We start from the raw sequence: 11,852 nt of genomic DNA, 5'->3' as shown, positions 1-11,852 counted from the left end.
AATGTATAAAACGATCACAATGAAAAAATCACTCTATATTGTATTTTGTTTGGCCCTTACGGGTATAGGGATGCAGGGATGTACTGAAGATTTTGAGGAAATCAATGAAAACCCAAATGTACCGCAAAATGTAAACCCTCAATTCTTGTTAACTAATATTATCTCTATTCAAGCCGATCAGCATGCCTATTTTCAGGGATTTAGACTGGCTAATTATTTGGGTCAATTTGCAGCAAGCGTAGAATTTGAACGCATAGATCGGTATGAAATGGGGTCTAATAGCGATTATTGGAATTCTATTTTCAGGCTGTTGTCAGACATTAAATCCATGAAGGAACTCGAAGGCACTAACGAAGCCTATGCTGCGGTGGGCGATATTTTACAAAGCTATTTGTTTTCGCAACTGACCGATATGTGGAACGATGTGCCCTATACTCAGGCGGTACAGGCCTTAGAAGGAAATTTCACCCCTGTATACGATACACAAGAAAGTATATATACCGATCCGCAAACGGGTATTCTGGCTGTATTGCAAAGAGCGGTAGCTACCTTAGAAAGTACTTCGGCTACCATTGCCGGCGATGTCATGTACAATGGCGATCTCGATAAATGGGTGCGTTTTGGTAATTCGCTCCAATTGCGGTATCGCTTACGAATTAGCAAAAGAACGACCAATTTTTCAGAAATGCAGAATTTAGTCGCTTCCGGAAAATTGATCGCCTCTAACAGCGACAATGCGGTACTACCGTACTTAGGTGCTGCACCAAACCAATACCCCTTGTTTTCTACATCCCTTGGGCTGTATCAAGAGCATCGAATGACACGCACCGTAGACTCTGTACTTACACTTTGGAACGACCCCCGAGTAGCAGTTTTGTACAAACCTACCCAAATAAGTGTTAATGCGGGAACGCCCCAATACAAAGGACTGCTAAACGGTCAGGCTAGAGAGACCATTGCTGAGGCAGGGATAAATCTCAATGATATTTCCTTGTTTGGTGCTATTTTTAGGGATGTGCCCGATGGGGTAGATGCACAGTTTATGCAATACGCCGAAGTGCAATTTGCCTTGGCAGAAGCCGCAGAAAGAGGTTATATTAGTGGCGACGTAGAGGCGTTTTATCAGGAAGGTATTCGGGCAAGCTTTGAATATTACAATGTGGCATTACCGGCCGATTATTTTACGAGGGAAGCCGTAGCCTTAAATGGGGTTGATAATTTGAATAAAATTCTTACCCAAAAATGGCTTAGTCTTATTTCCGTGGGACACGAAGCTTGGTTTAATGTGCGTAGAACAGGAATTCCTGCACTAAAACCGGGACCGGATAATTTAAACGACAATCAATATCCCGTTCGGTATATTTATCCGGAATCCGAACAGGCCACCAATAGTGCTAATTATCAGGAGGCGGTAGCACGAATTGGTGGAGACAATATTAATAGTAAAGGCTGGTGGGAAAAGGACTAGGGACTCAGGGATTGAAAAAAAGCGGCCTCGGCTGCAATAAAAAATTTCTTGAAACTGACTATCCCCGAGGCAAGCCATAGGGTATTTCGCCAGTTTCATTTTGGCCTTTGGGCCAAAAACCGAAATTTTGTATTTTACCTCACCCGGAACTGTAAAAAGACAGTTCCAACCTCTCCAAAGGAGAGGTAAATGGGAAACCCCGACCTAAGGGTCGCGGAATCTTTAGATTGAATAAATAGAATTCGCAATGAAACAAGCAATGAAACAGCATCTTTTAAGTCGGAATTTTAAAATGATATGGACTGGCTTTTTTGGCTGTCTTTTGCTTTGTGCTTGCGGCTCGTCTGCCGGAAAGGACGATGACTATCTTTTAGCGGCTCAGTGGGAAGTGGTTGCTCAGGAAGCTCAGGGTAGCACGGTACATTTTATGATGTGGCAGGGTAGCCCCGTAATCAATGCCTATATAAATAACTATGTGGTGCCCACGGTAAAAGAACGTTTTGGTATCGATTTGCGTATCAGTAATGGGCAAGGTCCGGAAATAGTACAGTTGGTCATGGGAGAAATGGAGGCCGGAATCCAAAGGGGTCAGGTGGATATGGTTTGGATAAATGGCGAGACTTTTTTTCAATTACGTAAATTAGACGGCTTATGGGGGCCTTTTGTGGAGCAACTTCCGCATGCCGCCTATGTTGATTTTCAAGATCGCTTTATTAGTATTGATTTTCAACAGCCCATCAACGGAATGGAAGCACCGTGGAACATAGGCCAGTTTGCCATGGTCTACGATTCGGTACATGTTCCCAATCCGCCAAAAGATTTGGAGGCATTATCCCGCTATGTAAAAGCACATCCGGGCACATTTACCATATCTAATGACTTTACGGGGATGACCTTGTTAAAAAGTTTTTTGGCCGAACTTGGCGGGAGCTCCACCAGCTTGGATGGTGCTTTTGATGCGGTTAAATACGATACGCTTTCCAAACAGCTTTGGGAGTACATCAATACACATAAAACCTACTTTTGGAAAGAGGGCACCACGTTTCCAAAGGAACAAACGGTAGCCAGTCAGTTATTTGCGAATGGCGAGTTGCATATCACCTATGGTTTTGGTGAAGGAGGGATCGAAGAAAAGGTGCGAAGCGGCTTGTACCCATCATCCACCAAAGGGTACGCTTGGGAAAATGGAACAATAAAGAATGCAAACTATTTGGGAATCTTAAAAAACGCACCGCAAAAGGCCGGAGCCATGCAAGTTATTAATTTCTTAATGTCGCCCGAAGCACAGTACCAAAAGGCCGATGCGGAAGGAATGAATTCGAATACCGTGCTTCACATTCCAAGGTTGCCCGCCGAAGTGCAGGCTCAATTTACCGCACTTCCAAAACCCAAGTACGGTCCCGCAATGAGTGATTTGGCCGATTATGCCATGGCCGAACCGGCTCCGGAATATATGATCAGACTTTATGAAGATTTTAGGAAATATGTAATTGAAAAATAAAAGCACCCATATAAGCCTACTTTTTTTTGTGCTCATTGGGGTTGTCCCCTTTGCTGCAGCACTAGGCTATGCCCTATTATACAGTTTCGGCATTGTGGGAGCTGCCAATAGCGGATTTACAACACAATTTTGGGTATCGGTTCTGGAATCGGGAATGTTTTTTAAATCCTTTTTCTACAGTTTTAAAATAGCACTTGTGGCTATAGTCTTTGCGGTAGGAGGTGCTTTGTGGGTAACCCTCAAATTCAGAAACCATCTGGAGCATAAATGGGTGTCGTTTTTAATCTATCTTCCGCTCGCAGTCCCCAGCATTGTCACCGCTTTTTTTACGCTACAGTTATTTTCTAAAGGCGGGTTTTTTGCCCGTTTAGCGTACGCCTTTGGCTGGATTACCGAACCCTCGCAATTTCCCGATCTTGTAAACGACGCACTGGCTTTTGGTATTGTGCTGTCTTTCATAACCCTTATTATGCCCTTTTTTATCCTCCTTTTTCTAAATGTGTATAAGAACGAAAGGGTAGCGGCACTTTCCACGCTCGCCACTACGCTAGGTGCTAGTCCCAAGCAAGTTACGCAACGCGTCTTTTTACCCATATTGCTAAAAAAAACTTGGGTGTTGGTTGTGCTGTATTTCATCTTTTTACTGGGTGCCTATGAAGTGCCGCTGCTGCTTGGGCAAGAATCGCCCCAAATGCTTTCTGTGTTGATTATAAGAGAACTCAAGCAATTTGATTTGGATAAGATTTCGGAAGGCTACGTGGTAGCCGTTTTATATACCCTCATCGTGGCCATCGCTGCTGTACTTTTATTTTTACCTAAACGCCATTGGAGCCATGAAACTTAACTGGAAACACCTAGTGCTGGCCTTAGCTATAGGGCTAATTTTGTTCCCGTTTGTGTATATGGTGTTTTTGTCGCTACTATCAGATTGGCGGTTTCCCGACTTAAAACCTACCTATTTTGGGCTTAAAAATTGGCATATGGTTTTAGGTTCCGAGGTTGGGCTCTTACAAAGTTTTTTGTCGTCGGTACTTATTTCGTTGTCGGTGGCCGTTGCAGCTACTAGTATGGGTTTTTTAATTAGTAAAGCCGTATTTTATCACCCTAAAAAAAGAATATTAACCTTATTTGCCTATTTTCCGTACATTTTGGCACCTGTGGTATTCGCAGCTTGTTTAAGTTATTTTTTCTTAAAATTAGGACTTTTTGGAAATATGGCAGGCGTTATTTTGGCGCAATTTAGTATCGCATTTCCCTATGCACTACTCTTTTTCAGCAGTTTTTGGAATACTACGATTAAAAATTATGAAGACTTGGCTACCACGTTGGGGAGCAATCCTTGTCAAAGGCTCACCAAGGTAGTTTTACCGCTGGCCAAGGGCTTGTTGCTTATTTGTTTCTTTCAAACATTTTTAGTTTCTTGGTTCGAGTTTGGGCTCACCTCCATAATAGGCATTGGAAAAGTACAGACCTTAACGATAAAGGTATTTCTCTTTATTAAGGAGGCCAATTACCATTATGGGGCACTTAGCTGTTGTTTGCTCATTTTTCCGCCGGTAGTGCTTTTGTACCTTAACAAACGGTATGTTTTTAAAAATTTAGTGTGATGTTTCTGGAAGTAGCCCATATTGTAAAGAGTTTTGGTTCTGAACGCGTGGTAAAAGACCTTAGTTTTACCCTCGAAGCCAAAGATACGCTCAGCATTTTAGGAAAGTCGGGCTGCGGCAAGACTACCATGCTAAAAACCATTGGCGGATTGGTTACTCCGGATGCCGGGCGTATTGTGTTAAACGGAGAAGACATCACCCTAAAAAAACCGGAAAAGCGCCATATTGTATATCTCTATCAGGAAGATTTGCTTTTTCCGCATCTCAATGCCTACGAAAATATTGCGTTTGGCTTGCGTATAAAGAAAAGGCCCGAAAAAGAGATTAAGGAACGTGTGCACACCATGCTTCAAAGTTTAGAATTAGAAGCACAAGCAAAAAAAATGCCGACGCAGCTTTCCGGCGGGCAACGACAACGGGTGTCCTTCGGACGAGCTATTATCACAAATCCATCCCTTTTGCTGCTAGATGAGCCTTTCGGCAGTCTGGATACCGGAACGCGCCAACGGATGCAAGAATTATTTAAAAAGCTGACCAAGGATTACGGTATCACCTCCCTCTTTGTAACCCACGACCTTAAGGAAGCGGTGCTTATGGGCGATCAAATCGGGTACATGCAAAAGGGTGTGCTTAAAGTATATCAAACTAAAAAAGAGTTTATAAAAGACCCTGAAACCGGAGTGCAAAATGAAATAGAATTTTGGGGCAATTTGCTGCCGGAGTCGGCCTAACCTAAAAAGTGATGGCCTATCCATGCAGGGTTGTTGCTGTGGGCATAAAAACGCCTAAGGGTACATAGCAATTATAACGGAAGTTCTCTGCCAATGAGGGTAGCCATGAAAGGGCAAAGACATTTAAAATTTGAAACGATGAAGAAAAAGAAAGTTTGGATTGACACGGATTTGTCGGTAGGACTAAAACGACTCCACAGCGATGGGTATAGCGACGTAGATGACGGGTATGCCGTCTTGCAATTGTTATATGCGGAGCATATCGAAATTAAAGGCATCAGCACCGTATTTGGAAATACCAGTATCGAAAATGCATTTCGTATAGGGCAATTTATAAGCGATCAGTTGGCAGATCAGCAAATCCCTGTATATAAAGGTGCCGGAGCGGCTATCGATCTAAAAAATGTGTCAACAAATGAAGCTGTAGAGGCGTTAGCGGCTGCCTTGCAAAAGGAACCTTTGACAATTCTCGCTATTGGCCCGGCCACCAATATTGGAATTTTAGTGCTGAAGTACCCCGAATTGAAATCCCAAATTACCGAAATTGTCCTAGTGGCAGGGCGCAGAAAACCCACAGATTACTTTAAAATTGGCACCAAAGGCAATCATGCGCAAGACCTTAATTTTGACTTAGATAATGATGCATTCCGTATTTTATTTGAACACCAAGTGCCTGTAGTACTTTGCCCTTTTGAGATTTCCAGTAAGGTTTGGATTACCCAAACCGATTTGGAAGCCATGCGCAACGGGATACCCGGCAACGAATGGTTGTCCGAAGCCTCCCAAAACTGGCTGCAACAATGGGAACAAGAGGGCGCAAATGGGTTTAACCCTTTTGATGTGTTAGCGAGCCATTATATTATAGCCCCCCAAGACCTCGTTTTAGAGCCATTATATGCTCGTTTGGAAATACATCCGGACGATACCGTCAAAGAAAATAAAAACCAGGTGTTTAAAGCCTATTTACTATGCGATACACAATCCGGTTATCCGGTAACCTATTGTTATGATGTGGTGCCCGCCTACCACAATCTTCTGCTACAAAGCTTAAAAGTAAACACCCTATGAGAAAATTAACCGCCGATACCAATGCTATAGCCCAATACCTGAAAGAAAACGGCTGGTTGTCCGCTAATGAAACTGTGCTATACATAGAAAAACCCGGAGAGGGAAACATGAATTTTACATTACGGGTAGCGACTACCAAGCGTTCCTTCATTGTAAAACAAAGCCGGGAATACGTAGAAAAATATCCGCAATTAGCAGCTCCAAAAGACAGAGTGGTCAAAGAGACCGAGTTTTACGCTTTAGTTGAAACGATACCGGAATTGGCGGCTATGATGCCCGGTCTTATTGGACTCGATGCGGCTAACAGCATAATGCTCATGGACGATTTAGGTAAGGGAAACGATTATACCTATCTCTATCGCATAGGAGCGTTAATGCCGGAAAATGAGCTGTTGGCTCTTATGGAATTTGCGGCCAAATTACATCTGGGGATTCGGAGCAATACCACATCAAAAATCATCTACAATAGGGAAATGCGGGCTCTAAACCACGAACATATATTTCGGTATCCCTTTTTACAGGACAACGGTTTAGATTTAGAGATGGTACTCCCTGGACTAAAGGCAGCAGCCCAACCCTTTAAAAATGATGTCCTATTAGCGCAAAGAGCATCCGAATTGGGCGAGTTATACCTGGCAGATGGGCCTAGTCTCTTGCATGGCGACTATTTTCCGGGGAGTTGGTTGCGCACGGCACATGGCGTAAAAGTCATAGACCCCGAATTTTGTTTTTTTGGCCCGCCGGAATTTGAGATAGGCGTCACCATTGCACACTTAAAAATGGCAGACCAACCTGAAACACTTATTTCAAAAGGCTTGGCACACTATACTGCCTTGGCACCTTTAGAGGATACTCTTCGCCAAAAGTTTACGGCCATTGAACTGCTTCGGCGTATGTTGGGCTTGGCACAATTACCTTTAGAAATGGATTTGGAAAAGCGACTTGCCCTTTTAGACGAAGCAAGAACAGTGCTGACGCAGTAAGGGCATAACATACCAATGGGTTTATTCTAGATTAAGAAAGCCATTTATTCCGAAATTAATTACGAATTACGAATTACGAAATGGAGAAGAATTAAGGTAATCCAAAAATCTAACAAATCAGTGGTTCAGACAATGGGTTTGATGCAGGGTTTGTTTCCGTAAAGATGCAATGCATTGCGCCTCCAAAAGGAATATAAAAAATGAAAAAATACAACAACAAATACCGCATTTCTTCTGCCCGTGCCTCGTTTTGGGATTATGGTTGGAATGCAGCGTATTTTGTTACCATTTGCACCCAAAATAGGTTATATTGGTTTGGTGATATGAAGGGCCGCAAGATGGAATTATCTGCCATTGGAAATATTGCAAATTCCTGTTGGTTGGAAATACCTACCCATTTCCCATTTGTTGAATTGGGTGTCCATATTATTATGCCTAATCACGTTCACGGAATTGTGATTATCAATAAATCGGTTGATGGACAAAACGTAGAGACGCAAAATTCTGCGTCTCTACCAACGCCACCAACAGAATTGGACAAACCCAGAAACCAATTTGGGCCGCAATCCAAAAATTTAGCATCCATCATACGTGGTTTTAAAATTGGGGTCACAAAAAACGCCCGATTGATTCATCCTGATTTTCAATGGCAATCACGGTTTCACGACCACATCATCCGCGATGATAAATCATTTCAAAACATTTCCAATTACATTATAAATAACCCCGCCAATTGGAAAGGGGATAAATTTTTTAAATGAAATCAAAGAATCCTGTACAGACGCAAAATCTTGCGTCTCAACGTAAAGACCAAAAACAATTGGCCAAAATCCTTCGGGATATCACAGACAACCTGCGAGGAGCACTGAATGCGGATGATTTTCATGATTAGACGCTTTCGTTTCAGTTCCTTCGGTATTTGTCGCACAACTGCGAAGATGCAGCAAAAAAAACCTAATGACAATGCCCATCGTCACAAAAAACGAAAAAATTTTGGTTTATGCCAAATCCTGAATACCTATAGGTTTAACTTCTACGGGTGTGCCTTTTAGCCTTATTTTAAAACGATATGCAATATTGAAAAGCACCGGCACAATGATTAAAGTGAGAAAGGTGGCCACGATAAGGCCGAAAATCACCGTCCATGCCAATGGCCCCCAAAAGATCACATTGTCCCCACCCACATAGATATTGGGGTTAAAGGACGTAAACAACGAAAAGAAATCAATGTTTAACCCAATAGCCAACGGGATAAGGCCCAAAACGGTAGTAATGGCGGTGAGCAGCACAGGTCGCAATCGCGCCTTACCTCCTTTAATGATGACCTCCGTAACGGCATCTCTGGATAAAAGATCTTTTTCGTCCAATTTTAATTTTAATTTTTTACGATCTATTAAAATTTGAGTATAATCGAGCAGTACTACCCCATTATTGACCACGATACCCGCCAACGAAATAATGCCCATCATCGACATCATAATCACAAAAGACCACCCGGTGAGCATTAAACCTCCGAAAACCCCAATAAAACTTAAGAAAATAGCCAACATAATGATGATGGGTTTAGAGATACCCCCAAACTGGAAAATCAAGATCAACAGAATTAATCCCAAACCGGAAAAGAAGGCACCTACCAAAAAAAGCATTTGCTTGTTTTGTTCCTCGATCTGTCCGGTATAATCGATAGAAACGCTGTCTGGCAAACCTTCAAAATTCTCCATTTCTTTCTGAATTTCTCCTACAATCGCAGCAGCATCGGTAAATCCGGGTTTAAGACCGGAGTATACGGTAACCACACGCTTGCCGTCTCGGTGTTTTATGGCGCTAAATGCAGAGGTATTTCGTTCTTGAGCCACAGCAGAAATAGGAATTTCCTTGATTTGCCCGTTGGCAGGATCCCTAAAGACAATGTTCTGATTAAATAGGGCACTTTTATTATAGCGAAGATCTTGGTTAAACCGTACGTTAATATCATAGTCCTCCCCACTTTCTTTAAACACACCGGCTTTTTCTCCAAACAAGGAGCGCCGTAACTGATTCCCCACTTGGCCCACGGCAACACCTAAGGCACCCGCCTTTTCGCGATCTACAAGCACCTGCATAGAGGGTTTGCTCTTATTTACGTCAATTTTTAGCTCTTCTATGCCGGCAATATTTTTGGTATTGATAAAGTTACGGATGTCTTCTGCTGTATTAATAAGGAGGTCGTAATCCTTACCTTCTATTTCTATATTGATAGGATACCCTGCCGGAGGCCCATTGGCATCCTTTTCTACCGAAATACTCACACCCGGGAAAACGCCCCCAACAGCTTCTTGCACCTTTGCTCTAATGTCTTCGGTATTAATGCCGTTTCGATATTTGTACTCGCTAAAGTTTACCGTTATTTTTCCTCGATGTGGCATTTCGGCTGCAGAACCACCATCGGTCAACGGGTTTCCGGCTCCCTCACCAACTTGAGAAACTGCCGAAGTAACCATAAAATTGTTTCCGCTGGCAAGGTATGTATCATCGTTTACCACGGCATAGACTATCTTTTCTACATCTAGGGTTAATGTATTGGTCTTTTCTATGGCGGTACCTTCTGGATATTCTATATACACATAGATTTCATTGGGTTTATTATCCGGAAAAAATTCTATTTTAGTACGTCCACTTCCCACCGATGCGCCAAAAAGCATAAAAACAACCAGCAACAATAAAAAAGTAAACCCAAAATACCAATACACATTAGCACCTCGGAGGGCATGCGCCAAGCGTTTTTCATACCAATTTTCAAAACGAACCATCGTGTTTTTTTGAAAACGCAAAGCCCATTTTTTTAGAAAATACTTGTAGACCCAAAACATGGCTGCCGTAATGATCATGACGCTACCCAATCCTCTAAGGGCACCCCCAAAGATGAGGATTAAAAGACCTAGACCGCCTAGAATAGCACTAATTCGGATGAGTTGTTTCCGGGTTAATTCCTTTTCCCCCACCTCCATGAAGTTGGAAACCAGCATCGAATTCATAAAGATGGCAACAAATAGGGAAGAGCCCAAAACCACGGAAAGCGTAATGGGGAAATAAATCATAAACTGGCCAAAGATGCCCGGCCAAAGTCCGAGAGGCACAAAAGCGGCGACGGTAGTAGCCGTGGAAATGATAATGGGTACCGCAATTTCTCCGATGCCCTTTTTGGCTGCCTCAATACGGGGCATGCCCTCGTCCATGAGGCGATACACGTTTTCTACAACCACAATACCGTTGTCTACCAGCATACCAAGACCCATGATCATCCCAAAAAGGATCATGGTATTCAGGGTGTACCCCAATAAGGAAAGGATCATAAAGGACATAAACATCGACATGGGGATGGCAAAACCTACAAAAAGGGCATTTCGAAAGCCTAAAAAGAACATAAGCACGGTGACCACCAAAATAATCCCAAAAATGATGTTGTTTACCAGATCGTCTACCTGATTTAAGGTTTTGGTAGAGGAGTCGTTGGCAATAGAAATGTGCAGATCACCGGGGAAATACGTGGCCTTGGTGTTTGCGATAATTTCCCGAATCTGATCTGCGGCAGATATGGCATTGCGCCCGGCTCTTTTCTTTACATCGAGCATCACCACATTTTCCCCAAATTCGCGCGCAAACGTAGTTTTATCTTTTTCATTAAAATGAACTTGGGCGATATCTTTTAAGTATACCGTACCATTTTCAGATTTTACCACAAAATCCTTCAACTGGGCAGGGTTTTCGATCTCACCTAAAATACGAATGGTGCGGCGTTGCCCACTAGCCTTAAAATTACCGGCAGACAAGGTCATATTACCATTGTTTATGGCACCTAATATATCGTCAAAACTTACCTTGGCCGCCATCATTTTGTACACATCTACGGCAACTTCTACTTCCTTTTCTTGGGCGCCGCGAATATCTGCCTTCTTTACCTCGGGTAAGTCTTCTATTTCATCTTGCAAGTACTCCGCAAACTCCTTTAACCGCTCTACCGGATAATCTCCGGTAAAATTGATATTCATTATGGGCACCTCTTCAGAAAAATTAAGATCGAACACATTGGGTTCTACCTTGGCGCCATTAAATGTAGGCCAATCTTCACTGGCCTTTTCACTGTCTACCTCATCTTTAACCTTTTGTTTGGCCGCTTCCACCGTAAGTTCCTCGTCAAATTCTACGGTAATTATGGCATAATCTTCTTGCGAAGTTGACACAATTTCCACTACGTTACTGATGTTTTTCAGACGGTCTTCTAACGGATCTGTAATCAGTTTTTCTATGTCTTCTGCGGTGTTTTCGGGGTAAGGTGTGCTAATATAAATTTTGGTTTCTACAATTTCCGGAAAATCTTCTCTTGGCATGGCCATATATGAATTGAAACCAATCCATAAAAAAAGACCAATCATTACATAGATTACCGAGGGGTTGTCTATGGCCCAAGAGGAAAGACGAAATTCTTTTTCAGCGTTTTTCTTATGTTTACTCATA

Annotated in this window: 10 protein-coding genes; 9 read left to right on the top strand and 1 reads right to left on the bottom strand. The window is 42.6% G+C overall.

The features are described 5' to 3' along the window. The first annotated feature begins 19 nt into the window (after positions 1-19). The 9 genes from U1E44_RS10000 (at position 20) to U1E44_RS09960 (ending at position 8,250) form a co-directional block, all read left to right on the top strand. On the top strand, positions 20-1,468 hold the full coding sequence (locus U1E44_RS10000; RefSeq protein ID WP_322930940.1) for a SusD/RagB family nutrient-binding outer membrane lipoprotein: 1,449 nt from the start codon (positions 20-22) through the stop codon (positions 1,466-1,468). A gap of 247 nt (positions 1,469-1,715) precedes the next feature. Further along, on the top strand, positions 1,716-2,969 hold the full coding sequence (locus tag U1E44_RS09995) for an ABC transporter substrate-binding protein (protein WP_322930939.1): 1,254 nt from the start codon (positions 1,716-1,718) through the stop codon (positions 2,967-2,969). After that, positions 2,959-3,813: an ABC transporter permease subunit gene (locus tag U1E44_RS09990; protein WP_322930938.1), complete on the top strand. Its 855-nt coding sequence runs from the start codon at positions 2,959-2,961 to the stop codon at positions 3,811-3,813. Before U1E44_RS09995 ends, U1E44_RS09990 begins: the two co-directional genes overlap by 11 nt. Then, positions 3,803-4,576, top strand: coding sequence for an ABC transporter permease (locus tag U1E44_RS09985; protein ID WP_322930937.1), 774 nt, complete (start codon positions 3,803-3,805; stop codon positions 4,574-4,576). Before U1E44_RS09990 ends, U1E44_RS09985 begins: the two co-directional genes overlap by 11 nt. Further along, positions 4,576-5,307, top strand: coding sequence for an ABC transporter ATP-binding protein (locus U1E44_RS09980; RefSeq protein ID WP_322930936.1), 732 nt, complete (start codon positions 4,576-4,578; stop codon positions 5,305-5,307). The genes U1E44_RS09985 and U1E44_RS09980 overlap by 1 nt, the downstream gene beginning before the upstream one ends. Positions 5,308-5,445: 138 nt before the next feature. After that, a complete protein-coding gene (locus U1E44_RS09975) occupies positions 5,446-6,375 on the top strand; it encodes a nucleoside hydrolase (protein ID WP_322930935.1) in 930 nt (309 codons plus the stop codon). Next, positions 6,372-7,358 (top strand): phosphotransferase, encoded by a 987-nt coding sequence (locus U1E44_RS09970; RefSeq protein ID WP_322930934.1) that lies wholly within the window; start codon positions 6,372-6,374, stop codon positions 7,356-7,358. The genes U1E44_RS09975 and U1E44_RS09970 overlap by 4 nt, the downstream gene beginning before the upstream one ends. A gap of 200 nt (positions 7,359-7,558) precedes the next feature. Then, a complete protein-coding gene (locus U1E44_RS09965; protein WP_322930933.1) occupies positions 7,559-8,119 on the top strand; it encodes a hypothetical protein in 561 nt (186 codons plus the stop codon). After that, entirely contained in the window at positions 8,116-8,250 is a 135-nt protein-coding gene (locus tag U1E44_RS09960) for a hypothetical protein (protein WP_322930932.1), read from the top strand. The genes U1E44_RS09965 and U1E44_RS09960 overlap by 4 nt, the downstream gene beginning before the upstream one ends. A 106-nt stretch (positions 8,251-8,356) precedes the next feature. Here the strand turns inward: U1E44_RS09960 and U1E44_RS09955 are convergent, their stop codons facing one another. After that, the gene (locus U1E44_RS09955) at positions 8,357-11,851 is read right to left on the bottom strand and encodes an efflux RND transporter permease subunit (protein WP_322930931.1); all 3,495 of its coding nucleotides are present in this window, start codon (positions 11,849-11,851) and stop codon (positions 8,357-8,359) included. Position 11,852: the final 1 nt, after the last annotated feature.

It is taken from the genome of Aurantibrevibacter litoralis (genome assembly GCF_034651555.1).
Classification (GTDB): domain Bacteria; phylum Bacteroidota; class Bacteroidia; order Flavobacteriales; family Flavobacteriaceae; genus Aurantibrevibacter; species Aurantibrevibacter litoralis.
This window is presented reverse-complemented; position numbering and strand designations above follow the sequence as displayed.